Origin of the sequence: Saccharopolyspora flava, assembly GCF_900116135.1 — a bacterium.
Lineage (GTDB): Bacteria > Actinomycetota > Actinomycetes > Mycobacteriales > Pseudonocardiaceae > Saccharopolyspora > Saccharopolyspora flava.
Window position 1 is genome coordinate 1 of record NZ_FOZX01000017.1, and the last position, 20,068, is coordinate 20,068.

The following is a 20,068-nucleotide window of genomic DNA, read 5'->3' on the forward strand; positions in this document are numbered from 1 at the left end:
TAGAGCGGATGACTAGGCATCAACCGATCTACCAGGAGTCCCTTCTCATGCCCGCACCCACCCACCACCCAAGATCAAGTTCAGGAACAGGCTCTAAGCAACGCAGTCGGTTTACGGCTCCCACCGTCACGGGTTCAAGGTGACTATTCAATCTACCGCGGGCACGTTGGTCGTGCAGAAGATCCACCCAGGTGAGCGTTCGGCAGTGACGATCAAAACGACGGTCTGATGCCGTCGTCCGTTGCAAGTCGCCAAGTATAGTACCGGGCCGTTCCCTCGGTCGCGACGTGTCGCTGCGACTCATAGCGGGTAGCCGAGAGCCTGCCAAAGCGCGAGAAGGGAAGAATCATCATGAGCGGGACAACGACCGGCAGATCAATGAACAAGTCACCCGCGCGGATCGCCGCAACAGCCGTGGCGGGAGTTTTCCTGCTCGTCGGTATTCTTGGTTTCATCCCTGGGGTCACAACCGAATATGAGGGGATGACATTCGCAGGCCACCACTCCACCGCGATGTTGCTTGGTATTTTCCACGTATCGATTTTGCACAACATCGTGCACCTTCTGTTCGGCATCGTCGGCCTCGTTCTCGCCCGAACCGCCGGCGGCGCGATCTCGTTTCTCATCGGGGGAGGCGCTGTATACCTGGTGTTGTGGATCTATGGCCTCATCGTCGACATGGACAGCGCGGCCAACTTCGTCCCACTGAATACTGCAGACAACTGGTTGCACCTCTTCCTGGGCCTCGGGATGACCGCACTAGGCGCGCTGATCTGGCAAGCAGCGACCCGCCGCCGTTCGACGAGTGACCATGAAGGTACCTCTGGAAGGGGCGCCAGCGACTGAGGCCATGCGGTCTCATAGGCGTCGCGGCGCACGGTGTGGCCAAACGGGGCCTTCGTAGCCGATGGTGTGGACACCATGCCCACGGCCATTGCTGGCGCTCCCCTTGAGAGCGACGTCATCGTGCGAGCTGGTCGACAGCAAACGTGAAGAGCCGCGGACTTCTGGCGGCGGTCGGCACGATTCACGATCCGCCGGGAAAGTGACGGTTGGCGCCTGGCCCACAGCAGGGCCTCGGTGAGCCATCGTGACCGCCGTGACGTTCTCTTCCAGGCGCGCTCGTAGGCGGAGGGCCGATCCATCATGATGCAGCGCACGAGCTCTGCCGCGGTCAACAGAGACACCGCTAGTCCTTCTCCGGTGAGGGCGTCCACGTAGCCGGCTGCGTCCCCAACGAGCAGGACGCGGCCCGCGACGCGGCTCGATGCTTGCTGGCGGAACGGGCCAGCACCACGGACGGAGGTAGTCGGTTCCGCATCCGCGATTCGTGCTGACAGGTCTGGGAAGGCAGAGAGTTGCTGTGCAAAACCGCCACGGACAGAGGAGAGGATCGCGACCCCGATAGTGTTCGGTCCGACCGGCGTTACGTACGCCTCGGACTGCGGTGGCCATGTCACCTCGACTGTGTCGGTGGACGGAACGAGGGCGTAGTGGCGGCGCAAACCCCAACGCGGGACGCGCGTCGAGCCTGCCGTGTTGACCTTTCTCAGTCCGGCGAGTTCGCGGACCGTGGAATGCAGCCCATCAGCGGCGACGACGTATCGCGCTCGCAATTCGCCTGCGCGGATGTGATCGCTGTGTTGAGAGACGTGGCTGATCGGGGTCGTCAGTATCGGTACGCCGTGCCGTTCTACCGCGTAGCGCAGAGCGTTGTGCAGTGCTGTGCGTCGTACCCCTCTGCCGGATCCGGTGCGGAACGCAGCGCGGGCGACCGTAGAGCCCTGTCGATAGGTGATGCCTTCGATGGGGTGGCCGGGCGGGTCGACCCCAAGAGCGCGAAGTGCACGGACAGCGCCAGGCATCAAGCCTTCTCCACAGGCTTTGTCGATCACTCCGGGGCGCTTCTCGCACACGACGACGTCCAAGCCAGCTTGTGCACACCCCAGCGCGACCGCGAGGCCGGCGGGACCGCCACCAGCGACCACGACGTCGTGACGATGCCTAAGCACGTGCCGACCTCAACGCTTTGTCCTCCGCACGCATCCGCACTGAGAGCAGCGTCGCGTTCAACGCAGTGAAAACGACAGCTGTTAGCCACGCGCCGTGCACGAGCGGCAGGGCGAACCCTTCGACGGCCACCGCGACGTAGTTCGGGTGGGGGAGAAGACGGTATGGGCTGTCGGTGACCAGGGGGAGGCCTGGGACAATCACGATGCGGGTGTTCCACTGGTGCCCGAGAACGCGGATGCACCACCACCGCAGTGCTTGCGACGCGACGACCAAAGCGAGCATCGGCCAGCCCAGCAAGCCCGAAAAGCCTCGGGTAGTCAGCCACACCTCGATCACGCAGCCGAACAGAAGGCCGGTGTGCAGCGCGACCATGAAGGGGTAGTGAGCGGATCCGGTCTCTCGCCCGCTTCGGGACAAACTCCACGCCAGATTGCGTTTCGCGACCGCCAATTCGGCCAGCCGCTCTGTTGCGACCAGGCCCACCAGGACCGTGTACCAGGCTTGGGTTACCACCGCAGGAGCACCAGTTCTGCACAGAACCCGGGGCCCATAGCCATCATCACGCCCCAATCCCCTGGGGACGCGGGTCTGGAAGTGATCGTGTCGGCGAGGACGTGGAGCACCGAGGATGACGACACGTTGCCGATCCGGTGCAGGGAGCGCCACGTCATCGCCAGGTCGTCCTCGTCGAGGCCCAACACCGATTGAACGGCCTCGATGACCTTCGGCCCGCCGGGGTGGCAAATCCAACGGGCGATGTCCGCGGTCTCGAGCTCGTGCGGGGCCAACAGCTGTTCGACGTCCTGCGGCAGGTGCGCGCGCACGAGGTCAGGCACTTCCGCTCCCAGCACTACCTTCAGGCCCGAGTCACCGACGTCCCACCCCATGGCACGCTGGGTGTTCTCGTAGAGGTGACTCACAGAGTCCACCACACGTGGTCCCGTCGACCCCGCAGCACGTTCGTCTCCCACCGCGATGAGTGCGGCAGCACCGTCGCCGAACAGCCCTGCCGCCACCATATTGGCAGGGCTGTGATCCTGGCGTTGGACGGTGAGGGAGCACAGCTCGACCGAGACCAGCATCGCCACCGCACTCGGCCAGCCACGCAGGAAGTCGTGCAACCGCGCGATCCCCGCTGCCCCTGCTAGACAGCCAAGCCCCACTACCGGCACCCTTTTGACGTCCGGACGCATCCCGATGCGTTCCGCGATCCGCGCGTCGAGGGAGGGGACCGCGATCCCGGTAACCGTCGTCGACAACACGAGGTCCACGTCCGCGGCGCTGAACCCAGCAGCTTTGAGAGCGCCGAGTGCGGCGTCGCATCCGAGATCCACCGCTGCGGACAGGTACGCGTCGTTCGCCGCGGTGAAACCATCCAGCTCGTCGTACTGCTCGATGGGCAGCGCCAGGTGCCGGGTAGCGACACGTGCGCTGGTGTGAATTCGGTTCGCCACGGCTCGCGCAGTCCGGTCTGGTAGGCACATCCGGCTGAACAGCTCGGTCAGCTGCGCTTGTGGATACCGATGTGGCGGGAGCGTTCCGTGCACGGCCGAAATGGTTGTCACCGTTTCCACGGTACGACTTCCGCCTACACTCGCCAGATGACCTGTTCCGCAGAGGGACACAACAGTGCTGGACGTTCTGCACCGAACAAGCGACGCTGGCAGGAGTTGGCACGAGGTCTCATCCGCGCCTCTCACCCGGCGCCGGGACTTGCGGTGACATCTTTGGTTGTGGTTTTCGCCGCTGGTCTGGGGCTCCGCTTTGGACAGGTGGTGTTGCTCGGTGCAGCAGTGCTGACTGGTCAGTTGTCGGTCGGGTGGTCCAACGACTGGATCGACGCCGCGCGAGATCGCTCAGTCGGACGAAAAGACAAACCGGTCGCGGTAGGAACAGTCCCGGTGGTGGCCGTTGGCCTCACCGCATCCGCGGCGCTGCTTGCCGCGATCGTGTTGTCGTCGTTGCTCGGACCTCGTCCCGCTGCGGCTTTGCTGATAGGAATCGCCGCGGCGCGTGGGCGTACAACCTCGGGCTGAAGGGGACGACCTGGTCCGGTGCGACCTACGTGCTTGCCTTTGGCGCGCTGCCCGTGGCGCCATATGCGGCGCTGCCTGGACAGCCCTGGCCGCCGTGGTGGGTTCCGGTCGTCAGCGCACTGCTCGGTTTCGGAGCACATGTCGCGAACGCTCTTCCCGACCTGCGGGACGACGCGAAGACCGGGGTGCGCGGCCTCCCACATCGGCTAGGCCCGCAGGCCGGCGTGATCGTCATGGTCGCAGCACTGGCTGCCGCATCGGTCGTCCTCGGCACCGCCCCGCAAGTCACGCCGACCGCGTTCACTGCCGCGGCTTCGTCGGCCGGAATTGTGTTAGCTCTCGTGACAGCCACGATCGCGGTACGTTCCCCGCACAGCCCGACGGCGTTTCGGTTCACTGTGGTGATCGCGGTGCTCGACGTTGTCGTGCTGCTCGCGGTCACGAATTGAGCACGCTGCCCTGAAGTTCGCTCAGACGCCGGATGTCACCGGAGAGAACTGCTTTCGTGCTGCGGCTGCGGGTTTTGGCGCTGGTGCGCGCCCAGACGAAACACGGCAGTATCTGGATCACGTTTCCCAGTTCGGCGTCGGCCCCGCGGCTGAGTCCCGCACACAGCGCCTTCCGGGAGGTGCGGCGGAGGCCCAACCACCGGCATGCTGCTGCGAGCATCGACGTGCCGACGACATGCATCTCGCGTGACCCACGCGAGAAACCTGGTTCTGATCGCTTCTGCCGCTCTGGTCGACTACTGGGCGGCGGTCGAGTTTAGGGTTGGTCGTGCCGGGAAATGCAAGAGGAGAAGCAAATTCCTTGATCTCACTGGAGGCCACGGTGTTGACCATTCTGCGAAAGAAGGGCGTTACGTCCGACCACATGTTCGCCGCAGGGCTGATCTCTATTGCTCTGAGCGTGATCAGTTGGGCCGCATCGCTCAATGCCTCGGAATCGACCGACCGAGCGGACCGTTGGGGAATCTTCGTGGGGGAATGGGCGCCTAGTTTCTTCGCCTTGGGTGTGGCGCTTCGCGTAGATGAGAAACAAGATGTGAAGGGTGGTCGATAGGGCTGGTCGGCGCGCCTCGACCTCTCAGCCATTTCGACAAGGCATCCGCGATCTTGTGCAGCTGTTGCGGGAGTGCCAAGTGGTACGACTGTCGCCGGCGGGACACTGCGGCACGCGTGATTAGAACACTCATCGCGGGCCCAGTTCGTTCTCTCGCGGATTGTCAGGCAGTCTCCGTACGCCCGAAATCGCGTCTCCTGAACGAAACCTTCGGTTCGTGACGGTGGCACGCTAATGCCAGAGTCGAGATCACCACCGAAGCCATTTTGGAGCGCCATGTTCTACCACGTGCAGAAGATGATCAACGAGATCGTCCCGGACGAGCCGGATCCGGGGGCGGCCAACGCTTTGCAGGAGGGGTTGGGTGGGCAATTCGGAGAAATGCGCACTATGATGCAGTATCTCTTCCAGAGCTTCAATTTCCGCGGCGCCCAAGCCAAGCCATTTCGGGACCTGCTGCACGGAATCGGCACGGAGGAGATAAGCCATGTCGAGCTGATCGCGACCACGATCGCTCGCCTGACCGACGGCTCGCCTCGTTACAACGGCACAGCCACCGACCTGGACGAACCCGCGGCAGGAGGAGCGACTCCACTGTCGAACGCATTGTCCGACGGGAACATTCACCACTTCCTGGTCGGTGCGCAAGGTGCGATGCCCGTGGACGCGGTCGGCAACCCGTGGTCCGGTTCGTACGTCTACAACAGCGGAAACCTCGTACTGGACCTCTTGTACAACTTGATGTTGGAGTCGACCGGCCGACTGCAGAAGTGCCGGATCTACGAGATGAGCGCAAACCGCACCTTGCGGTCCACGGTGGCCTACCTGATCGTTCGCGATCAAGCGCACGAGAACGCCTACGCCAAGGCGTTGGAGAGCCTCGGGGTGAACTGGTCGAAGACCTTGCCGATTCCGAAGACTTCGGCGGAGAAGTTCCCCGAAGTCGCCACACTGCTCGAGCGTGGCTTGGAAAACAAGCAGTACACCTTCGACCTCGACCACCTCTCAGAGGCGGGCAAGATCTTCCGCGGGGCGTCGCCCTCGGACCCCGGCAAGTCGTTGGGCACCGCGCAGGCGCCCGAAGGGGTGCCGATTGACATTGCTGACCCGCGTCCAGAGGAGTTCGCCCCCGGACTCGACCGCGAGCTACTCGAACTCGTGCAGGCCACCGCAGAGCTCGAGCTCGCCGAGGCCGACGAACCTGTCCGATACGGCCCCGTTAGCTAGATCGGGACCAACGTTCCCAGCTGCAGACGGGTGCCGAACGCACCTGAACGAGATGAACGAGGAGAGCAAATGGGGTCAGTAGCCCACTACCTGGAAGTGCGAGCGCCCGCCGAGAAGTGCTATCAGTGGTGGCGCCCGCTCACCCACGTTCCCGAAATCTTCCCCGACGTGCAACGGGTGGAACCGCGAAGCGCTGAAGCCGAGACAACGCATTGGGTGGTCTCCGGACCCGCAGGCAAGAACGTCGAGTGGGATGCGCGGATCGTCGAGGACGAGCCAGGCCGCAAAATCGCGTGGAAATCGATCGAGGAGCACACCGAGGAGTCCAACACCGTTTCCACGGCGGGGGCGGTGCGGTTCGACGACCATGGGGAGAGTACAGGAGTAGAAGTGAGCTTGCGGTACGACGTGCCGGGGGGCGGGGTGGCGGAGGCCGTGGCCACGCTGTTCGCGGACCCTCAGCAGAAGGTTGAGCGTGCTCTCGAATCCTTCAAGGAAATCATGGAGGGCACCAGGCGAGGGCGTTGAGGTTTCGGCGATTGGGTCGCGCTAATCCGCGCGTTGACCCAAGCTGTGAGCACGGCGCGTGCAGAAACATCTACCGCGGTGACGCTTCTGGCACCACACCGCGCTGCGACCATTGCGAGCGCACCCGTGCCAGTTCCTACATCAAGTACGTCCAAGCCGGCACAAACACCCGAGCGTTTCAGAACGTGCTCCAGCAGGTAGGTATCGCCCTGCGGCCGGTACACCCCTGGCGAGCTAAGCACCCACATCTTCATATTTTTCCCATCAACAACCCAGTTCAAACATCAGCTCGTTGATGGGGGCTTACAAAATGCGCTACGACTGCAGCCGTCGTGGTAGCGGGAGAGGCGAAACGAAAGGGAATGATTCCTGTTAGGACGCCGTGGGACTGCCCCGCGACGGCACCTGCGGTTCAACTGGGCTGGGCACGTACGCCCCAGAACGAGAATCCGGCCCCCACGCCCCGCTCGTCATCCCACCGGGCTGCTTCTGCGCCTCCGCAACCGCCTAAGGACAGATCAATCATCCAGACTCGCCGCCCACGGCCCGACTTCTCAGAGGCATCGCCGAGAAAGTGTTACCTTCCGTGCAATCACGCGTGGAGGCGGCGCCACCCCAGCCGACCAAGACCGCGGTCACTATAAGGGCTCGTTCGTCGGGCCTCGCCGGACAGGCCTTCACCTGCCAGACGTGGGTTCCGCCCTCCTCATCGAACCGAACCGGCCTTGGCCGTCGAGTGGGCGAACCACCTCCGGGTCCCACACGTCGGGGCCTCCCACCACCTCGAACGCTTTATGTCGTCCCGCAGTCGGGTAACCACTTGCAATGAACCATGACCACGAAGAGCTTCCGGTGGTGTGTGGTCTCGACGAATTGGTCGAGTTCGTACTGCTCGAAAGGAGCGGACTCGGGCTCTACGTGCGCTGGTCGCGCGGGCCAACGGTCGACGCGGGCTCCACGAGCAGTGACGAGCTCACCGGCGTCGAGCTTCCAGGACTCTCAGCGAACCCCTTACAAGTCGAGTCGTGGTGGGGCGACCGTTCACTGCGGCTTTGGGTCGCGCGGAGGCTCTACGACTACGAACACCTGCGCAAGCGCCGCCCTGAGCCCGACGTGCGAGCGTGGCTGCTGCGAGGCGTAGAGGTCGCACGGGGCCCTGACAACGAACCTCTCGTTCGTTGCCAGCAGGCACTTGCCTGGGTGGCCGAACATGCCCTTCAGGAAGCACGAGGTTTGGTCAAAAACTTCCACGGTGGTTGGGGACCGCTGGACCGGTACACGTGAGGCCACCAGTCCATTCGGAGGCGTTCCCACGCGATTCGCGCCCCCTCCCGGAGCCGGCATTGTGTAACGGCCCTGCGGCTGGCCTGCACGATGATCGTGATGAGTTGTTCGGTCGTTGATCAAAGCATCCTCAGTCCTGGCGCGCGACAATCGCCACTGCCAGGCCCGAACTTTGAAGGCGGTTCACCGTTTCGTCGACATCGGACAGTCCGGGCCGCTACGCCTGAGCATACCTGGTGCCACGGAACACAACACGTCCCATCAGAGGAAGCAACACCGCACGGCCGTCGTGTCCCGCGTCCCATGCACGCGCAGCGCCGCGTAGTGGCGGAGCAGAGACCGACGACGGGATGCCCGTGGTGCGCCACAGCAATAGAGCAACCGCCGTTCTGCTCGACGTGTTCGCGGACAGCTCGCTTGAGGTTCGACCTCGTGCTTTCCATGCATTGACCGCGTAAGCCGGCATGCACCGAAGGTCCAGCACCATAACCAGTGCACGAGGCCAGCACCGCGAGCGACTCAACCCTTTGCACCTCGACGCGCAGACCCCTAGTGCCAGCCGTTCGGACCGGTGCTGCGGCAACGCGTGCGCTACCTCGAGGAGCGAGGGCTCATCGAGGTAGGCCAACGCACGGAGGAATTGGTGGTGATCCGCGGTGTCAAAGCTTGATGTACGACAACGGAAGGTGTGCCGCGTTCGTATGTCACCTCGACGGCCCGTTCTACCGACGACCTGGTGGACTGGAATTCTGCGAGTGCACTGGTTCAGCGGACTGGAGCGTTCTTCGCTTCTGCGGCGATGCCTGTGATCTGTTGCCCGTAGTCTTCTTCTTTTCATCGATTGTGGTCGTGGGCTTGATCGCGCACTGGGGAAGGCTGCAGTGAATCGGGTGGGCCGGTCCATGCTCGGACGCGGCGTATCGCCGGTTGGCAGTGCGCGTGCTGGGCGTCCCGGTTCCGACCGATCTAATCAGTGTGGAGTGGTAGCTGACCGGGACGTGAGCCAGGACCGGCACAGGAGTACGAGCAGCAAGATTTCTACTGGTGCGGAGCCGTAGTACATGAGCTGGCCGCCTGCCTGTGCCTGTTCTGCGCTCACGCCGTCGGGAGGCGCGGCGTAGACCGTTTTCGCCAGTACGTTGTGGGCGGCCACGGCCACGATCAACGCCGTGGCGCGCCAGGCCGCGTGAGAGCGGTGAGGTGCGGGGTCGGGGCCACCAAGGACGGCGAAGGTGAACACGAAGCCGGCCGTTAGCACGTGCAAGTGGACTGCGGCGTGCAACCACGGTTCGGTCTGCATCGCCGCGTACACGCCGGTTCGGTAGAGAACCCACAAACCGCCGATGTTGAGCAACGTTGCGATGGTCGGCCGTGTCAGCACCCTCATCGGCGGCGAGTTGATGCAGCGCGCCAACGTGCGAGCGGCGCGTACCGGTAGCACGCGCAAAGCGAGGGTGACGGGAGCCGCCAAGACGATGAGCACGGGTGCGAGCATTCCAAGCAGGATGTGTCCGGCCATGTGGACGACGAAGTCGTGGTGGGCGCGCTCCGCGAACGGCCCCACCAGGGTTCCTGCGGCGCACGACCACCCAGCAGCCCACAACGCCGAGCGGTATGTCGGCCACTGGGCGCCCCGGTTCCGCAGTATCGCGGTCGCGATCGCATATCCTAGGATGGCGATGCCCGACAGCAGCACGACAACGCATTCCCGGGTGCTCATCAGCACCGCACTCGAGTGGAATGATGACGCATCGACAACGCCTTCTAGCGTGTTTGGTGCTCGGTGCGGTAATGAAGCCATAGCAGAGCCCACCACGCGATTCCGGCCAGCAGCAGGACGGCAGCGAGGGCGTTCCACGTGAGGTCATAGGGCGTCAAGTCCACCCCGTAGCGGATCTGGTGCAGGTTCAGAAGTTTGTGTTGGACGAGGCCGTCGTAGAGTTGGAAGAACCCGGCTCCGGTCAGCCAGCCAGCCGCGAAGGCCGCGATGCTGAAAGCGCGTTCGCGGCGCAGGGTAGCGACCATGAGCAGGGAGGCGACTGTCGCGAACCAGCTGAACGCGTGGAAGAGCCCGTCGGAGACCAAGCCGATACCGCTGGTAGAACGGTCGTAGAAGTGGTGCCAGTGCAGCAGCTGGTGAAAGACCACTTCGTCGATGAAAGCCACTGTGCCCAGACCCAGCAGAACTCCGGCGAGCAGGTTGCGGCCGGGAGGCGTCCGTCGGGCGGCGTCGGGTGCGCGAGCCTTCACGTCTCCGCCTCCTCGAGCGAGCTCCGGTCTCGGTCTGATGCAGGACTACCGGCTCATGGGTTACCCCTGTGACTGTTCGCGTAACCGCGAGTGGTGCTCGATCGATAACCTGTGCCTAGGCAGCAAATTCACCAGCGGCCGGGCGGGTCACCCGTTTCAGGCCCATGCTGGGATCCGGGGCTGTCGATGCGGGGTTCGAGTTCCGTCGTCTCCTAGCGCCGTTCGAAGAACGAAAGTGGCTACCGCTGCCGCCGCGAACCACCACTCGTGTCTCAGAGCCGGAGTGCCTCAGCCGAGGAGCGCTGTCCGCACTACCCCGGTGGGCCGTGAAGAGCCGCAGTACGCAGCGGAGCGTTCGCTGGGAGTAGGCGCGGTGGCTGAGGGTTGTCAGCGAGGTGCGCTGGGCACACCGCAGGTATGCAGACGTTCCTGCCCTACCCGAACTTCGTCGAATCGGCCGAAGTGCTCGATGCTCGTCGACTCGGCAAGCAGCGCGTCGAAGCATTGCAGGTCCTTCGTGCCTTGACCATCGTCGGCTACGGCTGGCAACACCACCCGGTAGTGGCGATGTGGGCGGGATACGAGGAAGCGTTGACCTGCTATGGCATCACGACATGCGGCGTGTGGAAGAAATCCGGGAGCCCCGACACCTGCGAGGTGAGCATGCGCAAGGAGTGGGGAGCAGCGACTGGGCTGGACGTCGTGCGGTCGCAGGATGAGCTGGCGAGAGCTGGAGAACTACCGCCGTGGCTGGGTGATCCTGATTTCCACCGAAGCCACCGGTCAGCGCTGCTCCGCAAGTATCCCGACCACTACCGCAGGTTCTTCGCCGGAGTCGCCAACGACCTGCCTTACGTGTGGCCAGTCTCCGACCGTACCCGAAGGTTCGGCCGCAGGTCGCCGCCTTAGTACACGAAGCACCTTTGTCGACCTTCGCTGGTTCGCAACTTCGATGGGAAACCGGCGCGGAAACCCTGGTCCTGAATGACTTCCCTGGCCCGGCCTTCGGCGTGCCCGCTTTTCATTACCGGAACGCTCGGTTAGATCGGCTCCGCCGTTGTTCCGGCACGCGGTCAAGTCCGCGACCCGCTAGAGGCAATCCCGTCGGTCAAGCGATGCGCCCGCAAGAGCGGTGACGGACGGCGACCGCCGTTTCCCCGTAACTGCCCTTGGCGGGCAGCCGCCCTACGTCTTCGCCGCGGGCACGTCACGTCGTGGGCGCCTACACGTGATGGTTTCACCTTCGGAAGGCGTTTCCCGGTTGAGCGGGCGAGGTAACCGGATGACGGACATCCTGCAGGTCTGCGTTATGAGTCGTTCTGCAGGCCGGGCAAACGGCGCGCTAATGAATGATGGGGTGCTCGATGGATACGGCTAGCCCTGCGGTTGGCGGCCTGGTCAACTACGTACGCCGTGTTGCCGAAGACATGGCCGACGAGGTCGACGAGGTAGACGTCGACGTCGACGGTGGACTGGCCACGGTGATCGTTCTGGTGAAGTCACGTGTGCCGACGCTGGCGGATTCGCCTCTCCTGCTCACTTGGGACGAGGTGGCCGGGTGGGCGCTGCGGGTTGAGACGAGTTCGATGGGCCATACGACGCCGCTGGCCTACTTGGGCGAGGACATCCTGCCCGACCCGCAGACCGTGCAGGCTTTCCTGCGGGACGCGGTCCATGGCAGGAATCCCGGCACGTTAACGGCCACTGCTTTCCGTCTGCCGAATGCTGGTGATGATCTGGAGACGCGGCTCGCGCAGTTCCTCGACCACGAAAGAGGGTAGGTACGGCCGGTTGTGCTCCTGCTGGTGACGTCGATGAGGTCGGCTTCGACCACGCCCGCCCGGTGGAACCGTCGCCCGTCATGACCCGGCGGGTGTTCAGCGGTGCTGCTCTCATTTGGCCGAGGCGGCGTGACACTGCGTATTCACTTCGCTCCGCGGCCGAAGGCGGTGCGTGATCCTCTGTGTGTCGAGCTGCGGACCTGCCTGTAACCCGTCATGCTGGCCGACCGGCGCCGGGTTATGCGGGCCCAATGGCGGGTGCCTACCGAGCTACGACGCCTACACCTGGGAGCGTGGTGTTCGTCCGACGCGGCCTTTTCAGAGAGGCCAATCGCCCCGGTTGCGCTGAGCGCGACCGGTGGCTGTTCACTGTGCCGTGCGTGGCCGAGTTCGCTGAGGAAGGGCTGACGTTCCAGGCGGTGATCTTCATTTGTCGGCAGCCACGGGTCCGGCAGATCTACGCTCCTCGAAGCGATCGCCGAGGGCTTCAAGCTCGATTGCTACGGCCGTCGGTTGGCGGTGAAAGGCGGTCGCCTGAGCGCGACGAAATCTCCATTCGGCCATTTGCTGACATTGGAAACTACTGCGGCCGGATCTCGGATGCTCGGCGGACCGCCACTTCAACAGAGGGGCTTTCCTGCGTGCGGAGATGGCAGTTCAGAGGGCCCAGAACCTGGCGGGGTGCCGGGGTGTTGGAACGATGACACGTCGGCCATGTCGCATGGGAAAGGACTTCTAACGGTGTTGCGGGAGATGGTCGACAGCCGCGGTCGCTGCGTCATGGGTGAGTCTGAGGCGGCGCTCTCGTTCACTTTGCGGCTGCGGCTGGTCGATCTCATACACGAACTTGGTTGGCGCGGGGCACAGGTGGTGTGTCCGACGCACTCATCGATCCTCGCGGCCACATCCGGTGCCGACATCATCGAGCTCGGAGAGTACGGGTTCCGGCGGGTCACATGGGATGAGCGTGATCGCCTCGACCATTGGCGCCGCTACCTTGCCAACCCCGACCGCTCCCCGCGCCACATCGTCGTCTAATGGGCCACACTGCTGCTGAGATCGCCGACCGTCGCTTTGCCGATTGGATGCGCGGCAATCTCGACCTGGCCGCGGAGCACATGGCTGTTTCCGTGACCGGAGATCCCGTGTTCGGATGGCGGATGCGTTCCATCGGTGCGAGGGCACGCGATGATTCAGGTGGCGATCGGTGGCTTCGGGTGGTCTCGGAGTTCCCGCAGTGGGCACGCGGCCAGTTCTGGACCGGCAACGCCGACGCGAACGATCTTCCCGAGACGATCTCGCGCCCGCACGTGCTGGGCACGTTCGAGTGGGGAGACGGGAGGTGTCAGCGCGCCGAGCTGTCCACGCTGCTTCCCGGCCATCCGTGCTCGAACACCGATATCCCGTCAACTGATGAGCCCATGCCTTTTTCCTGGTGGTCGACTTTGAAAGATACACTCGCGACTCTCGCCGGGACCTCGACAGTCGTGTCCATGCCGATCAGGACCAGGTCACCCGGCGCATCCGCGAGACCTTCGGTGACCAGGCGCCCACTCACGTGGAGCGGTGGGAGACCGTCCACGGTGATCTGCACTGGAACAACGTGCTGTGTCCTGAGTTCGGGCTCTTGGGCTGGGAAGGGTGGGGCCGTGGTCCGGAGGCACCGACGCAGCGGAACTGCTGTGCTGCAGCTTGCTCGCTCCGGCTACCTACGTCGCGGTCCTGTCGCAGTTCCGCAGCGTGCTCGACACCTCGACGGGTCGCGTCGCCCAGCTCTACGCCGCCGCGCGACTACTGCACCGGGCAGAGAGGAACCGGCACCACGAGGCCGCCCGAGCATTGCGCATTCACGGCCGTCTGCTCGCCGAGTAGCGGCCCGCAGCTCGGGAGACACGCAGCGCTCTGATCCCAGGCAAACACTCTCCGCGTACCAGGTCAGGTGGTATACAAGGGCGCATCGTCGGTGAACGACGTCTCTCAAAGAGGCTGGGCGGGTGACCCCAACGTCACTCGCCTTCTTTTCGAGGCCTGGCAAGCCCCCACATCTCACCAGTCGTCGCTGTCGCTGTTCTCCCAGGTCAGAGAAAACCTACGACTGAGAGCCTGTTCCTGAACTGATCTTGGTCGGTCGGGGCACTGCGGCGATGAGAAGGGACTCCTGGTAGATCGGTTGATGCCTAGTCATCCGCTCTACCGAGGAGTCCCGAGGTGTCATCGTGCCCGAATATGTCGTTGGTTCACGCGCGGGGTGGGCAATGTTGCCTGTTGGCTACCTCGCATCGCCGGCCACGCAGGTCACGTCGCTATCCGTCGGATATGAGTGAGGCGCAGTGGGCGATCGTCGAATCGCTGCTACCGACGCCAGGATGGCTGGCCGGGCGAGGCGGGCGTCGAGCCAAACACTGCCGCGTCGCGAGATCGTCGATGCGATCCTGTACGTGGTCGACAACGGCATCAAGTGGCGGGCGCTACCAGGCGATTTCCCACCCTGGTCCACTGTGTACAACCACTTCGCTGCGTGGGAGGCCGTCGGAATCACCCAAACACTGCTCGACGCTCTGCGTGATCGGGCACGACTGGCCCAGGGGCGTCGTGCTGGGCCCAGCGCCGGCAGTATCGACTCCGCCTCGGTCAAAGCCGCCGAGACCGTCAGTGCACGGAGTCGGGGCTTCGACGCTGGCAAGAAACGTGAACGCCACATCGCCGTGGACACGCTCGGTCTCCTGATCTGCGTGCTCGTGACCGGCGCCGAGGCCCAAGACCGCGTCGCCGCCCGCAACCTCCTGGCTCGCCTGCGCTATCTTTGCCCGAGTATCCGCCTGGTCTGGGCCGACTCCGGCTACACCGGCACGCTCATCGACTGAACCAAGTCGTTGTTCGGCATCAGCATCGAGATCGTCTCGAAACTCGCAGGTCAGGTCGGGTTCGTTGTCCTGCCGCGCCGATGGGTCGTGGAACGCACTCTGGCCTGGATCAACCAGCACCGCCGCTGCGTGCGCGACTACGAACGCCATCCTGAACACCACGAAGCCATGGTCCGCTGGGCCATGATCCACACCATCAGCAGACGCCTCACTCGCTAGTTCAGGAACAGGCTCTCAGACACCTTCAGCTCAACCTTCTTCGGCCGGCCCGACTTCGCCATCCACGAACCCTACACTTACAAAACCAACTTCCGACGCAGGACACTAGAGGCGGGTTGCTGAAACTGAGGTGTACCAAGGATCTTGGACAGGGCCTCTCGTTTGAGAGGATGTGTGCATGCCCGAGCAGCGTCGGAGGTTCAGTGCTCAGTTCAAGGCTGAGGCTGTGCAGATGGTGATCGAGACCGAGAAGCCGGTCGCCGAGGTCGCCCGGGACTTGGAGATCAACGCGGGCACACTGGCCAACTGGGTCAACGCGTGGCGACGGGAGAACCCCGGTTCTGAGCAGCCGGTGAGCCCGTCCGAACGAGCCCGCGTGGCGGAGATGGAAGACGAGATCCGCCGGCTGCGGATGGAAAACGAGTTCCTGAAAAAAGCCGCGGCCTTCTTCGCGCGGACGTCGCAGTAACCGAGCGCTGTGCCGTGATCGACGCGGAGAAGGCCAACTATCCGATCACCTGGATGTGCCGGTTACTCGGGGTGCCACGCTCGTCGTATTACTCCTGGCGGAAACGGGTGGCCACCGAGACCGCCACCCAGGCCCGTCGGCGCGAGCTGGGCACCCACGTGGACCGGCTGTTCACCGAGGGCCGGGGCACCTTCGGCTGTCGCCGGGTCGCCGCCCAGCTCAATCGCGAAGGCCACGCGTGCAGCGTCGGGTTGGTTGCCGACCTGATGCGCGAATTTGGGCTAGCGGCATGTCAACCCCGTGCCTACAAACGCACCACGGTGCCCGGCGAAGAGCCGGTGCACAGCCCGGATCTGATCGGTCGCGAGTTCACCGCGGATGCGCCGGGCCATCGGCTTGTCGGCGACATCACCTACCTCAGAACCAGTGAAGGGTGGCTGTATCTCGCGACCGTGATCGACCTGGCAACACGAATGGTCGTCGGATGGCAGCTGGCCGAGCACATGCGCACCAGCCTGGTCATGGACGCCCTGGACATGGCCATCACCCACGGACATCTCCGCCCAGAGGCGGTGTTCCACTCCGACCGCGGCACGCAATACACATCCGGAGAGTTTTCCCGCTTCTGCAAGGACAATCAGGTTCGCACCAGCGTCGGGCGGGCCGGGGTGTGTTGGGACAACGCCGCCGCCGAGTCATTCTTCGCCTCATTGAAAAACGAGATGTATCACCGAGAACCGTTCCCCACCCGAGCCCGCGCCCGCTTCGCCGTCGCCGACTACATCGAAGTGTTCTACAACCGGAAACGACTCCACAGCAGCCTCGGTTACCGCACCCCAGCCGAAGCCCACCGAGACCACCTCACCGCGACCGCGGCCTGAGGAAACCCACCGAGGCCCGTCCAAGATCCTTGACACACCTCACCCCTTGACTTCAGTTCACTGGTCGCTGGGTGCTTTCCGAAGGGTCTGTCTGATTTTTCGTGGGTGAGGCGGTGGTCGGTTTCTAGTTGAGGCTGATCCGGTCGCCGTAGAACATCACGAGGGTGTTCAGGGCCTGTTTCCAGCCGTGCGTTCGCCCGGTGACGTTACTGCGGTTGCGCTGCGGGGTGCGAATGACCAGGTAGAGCACCTTGAGCGCGGCTTGCTCGGACGGGAAATGCCCGCGCCGGCGGGTGGCCTGACGGAACCGGGCATTGAGACTCTCCACGGCGTTCGTGGTGTAGATGATCTTGCGGATGTCCGGAGGGAACGCCAAAAACGGTGTGAACTGCTCCCACGACGAGCGCCACAACCGGATGATCGCCGGGTATTTCGCGCCCCAGGTCTGCTCGAACTCGTCGAACCGGTCCTGGGCGGCCTCGACGGTCGGGGCGGTGTAGACCGTGCGCAGTGCTTTCGTGATCGCACCCCAGTGGCTTCGGGCGGCATAACGCAGGCTGGCACGGACCAGGTGCACCACGCATTCCTGCACCGTGGCCAGCGGCCAGACCTCGTTGATCGCCTCGGGAAGTCCCTTGAGTCCGTCGCAGCAGGCGATGAGCACATCGGCGACACCACGGTTTTTCAGTTCGGTGAGCACGCTCATCCACTGCTTAGCTCCTTCACCACCCGTGCCCACCCAGAGTCCGAGCACGTCGCGTTCGCCTTGGCAGTTGATGCCGACCACGACGTAGATCGGCCGGTTGGTGACCTGGCCTTCCCGGATCTTCACGTGGATCGCGTCGATGAGCATGACCGGGTACACACGATCCAGCGGTCGGTTCTGCCAGATTTTGAGTTCGTCGACGACCTGGTCGGTGATTCGGCTGATCAGATCCTTGGACACCTCGGTCTGATAGATCTCAGCCAAGTGCGCCTGGATCTCACCGGTGGTCAAGCCCTTGGCATACAACGAGATCACGGCCTCGTCGAAACCGGCGATGCGGCGAGCGTGCTTGGGCACGATCTGCGGCTCGAACTCACCCCGGCGATCTCGAGGGACCTCGATCGGCACCGGCCCCACCTCGGTATGCACCGTTTTCGCCGAGCTGCCATTACGGTGATTACCAGCTCCACGGCCGGCGGGATCGCCCTTGTCATAGCCGAGATGTTCGGTCATCTCGGCTTCCAGCGCGGTCTGCAACACCGTCCGGGTGACCCCGGCCAGCAGCCCGCCCGGGCCCACCAGGGACACCCCCTCAGCTTGGGCCCGCTCGATCAATTCCCTGGCCAGCTGCACATCCAACCCACCCGAACCGGGCCGGTCCTCGTAGTCATCCTGCGATGCTGTCGTGTCGCCGTCGGTCACGATGATCCCCTTCCAGCCGAAAGCGGACGCTTCCAGCCTGTCGGATCACCGCCCCACACACAAAGATCAGGACACTCCCTTTCCGAATGGAATCGATTTGGGCTGGTATTTGTTCGCTTGGTTGCTCGAATTTGTTTAGCTTGGCGGCTTTTTGGTATCGAGAAGTACGAAATTGAACTCGGGTCTCGATTAGTGGTTGGTGTTGGTGGCGAGTGGGTGTGGTTCGTTGGTGAGGGTGGCGAGTGCGGTGGCGATTTCAGGAATGCCGGCTTGGGTGTAGGCAGCGGTGGTTCCGGTATCGCTGCTGGTGGTGGTGTGGCCTGCGTAGGCGCGCGCGATGGCGTAGCCGTGGTTGCGCTCGACCCAGGTGAGGGTGGTGTGGCGCAGCCAGTGGGTGCTGACTCCCTGGGTGGTCACCCAGGGCAGGTGCTCACCGATGCGGGTCCAGAGGTGGTCATAGCGGCGTCTGGTGATGGGCCGCTTGTTTCGATAGCAACAGCTGGTCACCGGGTTTCGTGGCGCCGCGCTGCTGAGCGTGCTCGCGCAGGTGGGTCATGAGGGTGGGGGAGACGGGCTGCCAGCGGACGGTCTCGCCTTTCTCGTGCAGGCGAATGAGGCATTGGTCGGGGTCAAGATCGCGCAGGGTGAGAGCCAAAGCGCCGCCGCGTCGGCAGGCGGTTTCGATGTGCAGGCGCAGGATGAGCGTGTCGAGCGCCGGGTCATCACCAGTCGTGGCGGCGACGTGGTTGATCTCGTTGAGGCGGTTGTCCGGGATCCCCCGTCGGGTGCTGGCGAGGCGGCGGGGTTTGGTGGCGGTTTTCGCTGGGTTGTCGGCCTCGGTGATGAGCTTGTCGGCGACGGCGTGGTTGTAGAGGCAGCGGATGGCGGCGATGAGGTGTTCGGCGGCCCCGCGTCCGCCGCGGCCGTTGCGGCGCACGACAACCTGCGACCGGATGGTTTCGGCGAGCTGCTGGATTTCCAGTGTGGTGGGTTCGTCGAGGTGGCGGTGGCCCGAGTGTTCGAGGATGCGGTTCCAGTAGGTGCCGTAGACGCGTTTGGTGCCGGGGGAGACGGCTTTGGCGACCTCGGGGATGTAGTCGGCGAAGGTCGGCGCCTGCGGCTTCGGCGCGGCGGTGCCGAGGAGGTCTTCGGGAGTGACGCCCATTTTGGCCAGCAGCAGGCGGGCGGCGTCGAGCTCGGGTGCGTCGGTGTTGCGGGAGGTGGTCATGGGGTATCAGCTCCGGGGGTGTGGAAGGCAGAGACCATCGCGTCCAGGGCCTGCATGGTGTGGATCAGGAGGAGGCCGGGATCCGGCGCGGCCGCGAGCAGCACCCGATCGCCGGGGTTGAGGCCGCACCAGCGGCGCACCGCGGCCGGCAGGGGTAGGTGGGCGCGGCGGGCGAGGGTGAATACACCGTCGGGGTCGGCCTGGACGGTCACCGTGGTGTTGGATGGCACCTCGAGGGGCAGTCGCCGCCCGGCTTGCCAGCCGAGGGTGTTGACGATGCTGCTTTCGGCGATGCGGCCCTGCGGGTCCAGCGAGGCGATCCGATAGACCATCGAGGTCGTACTCGGCAGGGCGGCCAGCTGCGTGAGTGGCACCCGCCGGGCCGTGCCGCGGGCGGCGAGTAGTTCGGCGCGCTCATCCACCGACAGCGGGTGCAGCTCGATCGCGGGCACGGCGGACTCAGCCACGGCCCTCACCCCCCGAATACGACCTCAGGGGCCACAAGACACGACGAGACGGCGGGTGCAATGCACCTCGCCGTCTCGCGTCTGAAACCATCTGTGGTTGTGTGGGAGGGATCCCACCCACTGGTGTCCGAGGGGGGACTTGCGCACTAACCACACGGCTTCTGCTGCCGGCATGGCGATGACCAGGCGTTGAGGTCGGTGTCCCGTTGTCCCTTCGGAGGGCAGCCTGGGACACGGGGCGGGACACGGGCGGTAATCCCTCTGATCTGGGGCAATACCCGTTCGGGACATGTGCCGCTGGTGTCCCGACATGTCCCCGAACCGGCGCGGGTGCGCTTGGTGGCGCGTCAA

Annotated in this window: 24 protein-coding genes and 2 pseudogenes; 14 read left to right on the forward strand and 12 right to left on the reverse strand. The window is 64.3% G+C overall.

All coding sequences use genetic code 11. From position 1 onward, the window contains the following. The first annotated feature begins 378 nt into the window (after nucleotides 1-378). A complete protein-coding gene (locus tag BM424_RS29650; RefSeq protein ID WP_093424298.1) occupies nucleotides 379-846 on the forward strand; it encodes a DUF4383 domain-containing protein in 468 nt (155 codons plus the stop codon). 317 nt (nucleotides 847-1,163) lie between these two features. On the opposite strand, the pseudogene BM424_RS29940 reads toward BM424_RS29650, so the two are convergent. From BM424_RS29940 to BM424_RS28020, 3 genes and pseudogenes are all read right to left on the reverse strand, one after another. Continuing rightward, nucleotides 1,164-2,012, reverse strand: a pseudogene (locus tag BM424_RS29940) (NAD(P)/FAD-dependent oxidoreductase); the annotation flags it as partial. Then, entirely contained in the window at nucleotides 2,005-2,496 is a 492-nt protein-coding gene (locus BM424_RS28015; protein WP_217649868.1) for an isoprenylcysteine carboxyl methyltransferase family protein, read from the reverse strand. The gene BM424_RS28015 and the pseudogene BM424_RS29940, both read right to left, overlap by 8 nt. A gap of 23 nt (nucleotides 2,497-2,519) precedes the next feature. Then, nucleotides 2,520-3,578, reverse strand: coding sequence for a type III polyketide synthase (locus BM424_RS28020; RefSeq protein WP_093424303.1), 1,059 nt, complete (start codon nucleotides 3,576-3,578; stop codon nucleotides 2,520-2,522). Between the two features lie 36 nt (nucleotides 3,579-3,614). Between BM424_RS28020 and BM424_RS29655 the strand changes: the two genes are divergently transcribed. Continuing rightward, nucleotides 3,615-4,049 (forward strand): UbiA prenyltransferase family protein, encoded by a 435-nt coding sequence (locus BM424_RS29655; RefSeq protein ID WP_245776187.1) that lies wholly within the window; start codon nucleotides 3,615-3,617, stop codon nucleotides 4,047-4,049. Nucleotides 4,050-4,078: 29 nt separating this feature from the next. Continuing rightward, the gene (locus BM424_RS29660; RefSeq protein ID WP_245776188.1) at nucleotides 4,079-4,498 is read left to right on the forward strand and encodes a UbiA family prenyltransferase; all 420 of its coding nucleotides are present in this window, start codon (nucleotides 4,079-4,081) and stop codon (nucleotides 4,496-4,498) included. Here the strand turns inward: BM424_RS29660 and BM424_RS28625 are convergent. After that, nucleotides 4,488-4,739: a hypothetical protein gene (locus tag BM424_RS28625; protein ID WP_139274196.1), complete on the reverse strand. Its 252-nt coding sequence runs from the start codon at nucleotides 4,737-4,739 to the stop codon at nucleotides 4,488-4,490. The two genes, BM424_RS29660 and BM424_RS28625, sit on opposite strands and share 11 nt — an antisense overlap. A gap of 120 nt (nucleotides 4,740-4,859) precedes the next feature. Between BM424_RS28625 and BM424_RS28030 the strand changes: the two genes are divergently transcribed. From BM424_RS28030 to BM424_RS28040, 3 genes are all read left to right on the forward strand, one after another. Beyond that, nucleotides 4,860-5,111: a hypothetical protein gene (locus BM424_RS28030; RefSeq protein ID WP_245776189.1), complete on the forward strand. Its 252-nt coding sequence runs from the start codon at nucleotides 4,860-4,862 to the stop codon at nucleotides 5,109-5,111. Between the two features lie 288 nt (nucleotides 5,112-5,399). Then, on the forward strand, nucleotides 5,400-6,338 hold the full coding sequence (locus BM424_RS28035; protein ID WP_281248810.1) for a manganese catalase family protein: 939 nt from the start codon (nucleotides 5,400-5,402) through the stop codon (nucleotides 6,336-6,338). A gap of 69 nt (nucleotides 6,339-6,407) precedes the next feature. Further along, on the forward strand, nucleotides 6,408-6,866 hold the full coding sequence (locus BM424_RS28040) for an SRPBCC family protein (protein WP_093424310.1): 459 nt from the start codon (nucleotides 6,408-6,410) through the stop codon (nucleotides 6,864-6,866). On the opposite strand, the gene BM424_RS28045 is transcribed toward BM424_RS28040, so the two are convergent. Further along, complete coding sequence (locus BM424_RS28045) at nucleotides 6,797-7,120, reverse strand: 50S ribosomal protein L11 methyltransferase (protein ID WP_342742663.1); 324 nt, start codon at nucleotides 7,118-7,120, stop codon at nucleotides 6,797-6,799. The genes BM424_RS28040 and BM424_RS28045 overlap by 70 nt on opposite strands. A gap of 571 nt (nucleotides 7,121-7,691) precedes the next feature. Here BM424_RS28045 and BM424_RS28050 point away from each other — a divergent pair. After that, on the forward strand, nucleotides 7,692-8,150 hold the full coding sequence (locus tag BM424_RS28050) for a DUF6098 family protein (RefSeq protein WP_093424313.1): 459 nt from the start codon (nucleotides 7,692-7,694) through the stop codon (nucleotides 8,148-8,150). A 970-nt stretch (nucleotides 8,151-9,120) separates the two neighbouring features. On the opposite strand, the gene BM424_RS28055 is transcribed toward BM424_RS28050, so the two are convergent. Further along, nucleotides 9,121-9,870, reverse strand: coding sequence for a cytochrome c oxidase assembly protein (locus BM424_RS28055; protein WP_093424352.1), 750 nt, complete (start codon nucleotides 9,868-9,870; stop codon nucleotides 9,121-9,123). Between the two features lie 44 nt (nucleotides 9,871-9,914). Beyond that, complete coding sequence (locus BM424_RS28060; RefSeq protein ID WP_093424315.1) at nucleotides 9,915-10,400, reverse strand: DUF2243 domain-containing protein; 486 nt, start codon at nucleotides 10,398-10,400, stop codon at nucleotides 9,915-9,917. Between the two features lie 417 nt (nucleotides 10,401-10,817). Between BM424_RS28060 and BM424_RS28065 the strand changes: the two genes are divergently transcribed. From BM424_RS28065 to BM424_RS29670, 3 genes are all read left to right on the forward strand, one after another. Then, the gene (locus BM424_RS28065; protein WP_093424318.1) at nucleotides 10,818-11,309 is read left to right on the forward strand and encodes an MSMEG_6728 family protein; all 492 of its coding nucleotides are present in this window, start codon (nucleotides 10,818-10,820) and stop codon (nucleotides 11,307-11,309) included. A gap of 455 nt (nucleotides 11,310-11,764) precedes the next feature. Continuing rightward, the gene (locus BM424_RS28070) at nucleotides 11,765-12,181 is read left to right on the forward strand and encodes a DUF6292 family protein (protein ID WP_093424355.1); all 417 of its coding nucleotides are present in this window, start codon (nucleotides 11,765-11,767) and stop codon (nucleotides 12,179-12,181) included. Between the two features lie 741 nt (nucleotides 12,182-12,922). Next, a complete protein-coding gene (locus tag BM424_RS29670; RefSeq protein WP_245776190.1) occupies nucleotides 12,923-13,219 on the forward strand; it encodes a hypothetical protein in 297 nt (98 codons plus the stop codon). Nucleotides 13,220-13,526: 307 nt separating this feature from the next. Here the strand turns inward: BM424_RS29670 and BM424_RS28080 are convergent, their stop codons facing one another. Beyond that, a complete protein-coding gene (locus BM424_RS28080) occupies nucleotides 13,527-13,775 on the reverse strand; it encodes a hypothetical protein (RefSeq protein WP_093424320.1) in 249 nt (82 codons plus the stop codon). Nucleotides 13,776-13,873: 98 nt separating this feature from the next. Here BM424_RS28080 and BM424_RS28085 point away from each other — a divergent pair, with 98 nt between their 5' ends. The 4 genes and pseudogenes from BM424_RS28085 to BM424_RS28095 all read left to right on the forward strand — a co-directional run bounded on the left by BM424_RS28085 (nucleotide 13,874) and on the right by BM424_RS28095 (nucleotide 16,614). Further along, nucleotides 13,874-14,053, forward strand: coding sequence for a hypothetical protein (locus BM424_RS28085; protein ID WP_093424323.1), 180 nt, complete (start codon nucleotides 13,874-13,876; stop codon nucleotides 14,051-14,053). 444 nt (nucleotides 14,054-14,497) lie between these two features. Next, nucleotides 14,498-15,045 (forward strand): annotated as a pseudogene (locus BM424_RS29295) (IS5 family transposase). A 9-nt stretch (nucleotides 15,046-15,054) separates the two neighbouring features. Beyond that, nucleotides 15,055-15,264 (forward strand): transposase, encoded by a 210-nt coding sequence (locus tag BM424_RS29300; RefSeq protein ID WP_217649871.1) that lies wholly within the window; start codon nucleotides 15,055-15,057, stop codon nucleotides 15,262-15,264. Between the two features lie 178 nt (nucleotides 15,265-15,442). Continuing rightward, nucleotides 15,443-16,614, forward strand: a protein-coding gene (locus tag BM424_RS28095; RefSeq protein WP_093424325.1) for an IS3 family transposase whose coding sequence is annotated in 2 segments (ribosomal slippage) — nucleotides 15,443-15,701 and nucleotides 15,701-16,614 — 1,173 coding nt in all. Because the reading frame shifts where the segments join, the coding sequence is not laid out codon by codon here. Nucleotides 16,615-16,738: 124 nt separating this feature from the next. Here the strand turns inward: BM424_RS28095 and BM424_RS28100 are convergent. The 4 genes from BM424_RS28100 to BM424_RS28110 all read right to left on the reverse strand — a co-directional run bounded on the left by BM424_RS28100 (nucleotide 16,739) and on the right by BM424_RS28110 (nucleotide 19,717). Next, complete coding sequence (locus BM424_RS28100; protein WP_093424357.1) at nucleotides 16,739-17,959, reverse strand: IS256 family transposase; 1,221 nt, start codon at nucleotides 17,957-17,959, stop codon at nucleotides 16,739-16,741. 252 nt (nucleotides 17,960-18,211) lie between these two features. Then, nucleotides 18,212-18,439, reverse strand: a complete 228-nt coding sequence (locus BM424_RS29845; RefSeq protein WP_342742661.1) for a hypothetical protein — start codon at nucleotides 18,437-18,439, stop codon at nucleotides 18,212-18,214. Between the two features lie 37 nt (nucleotides 18,440-18,476). Beyond that, entirely contained in the window at nucleotides 18,477-19,250 is a 774-nt protein-coding gene (locus BM424_RS28635) for a tyrosine-type recombinase/integrase (protein ID WP_342742662.1), read from the reverse strand. Then, on the reverse strand, nucleotides 19,247-19,717 hold the full coding sequence (locus BM424_RS28110) for a hypothetical protein (RefSeq protein ID WP_093424327.1): 471 nt from the start codon (nucleotides 19,715-19,717) through the stop codon (nucleotides 19,247-19,249). The genes BM424_RS28635 and BM424_RS28110 overlap by 4 nt, the downstream gene beginning before the upstream one ends. Nucleotides 19,718-20,068 lie beyond the last annotated feature (351 nt).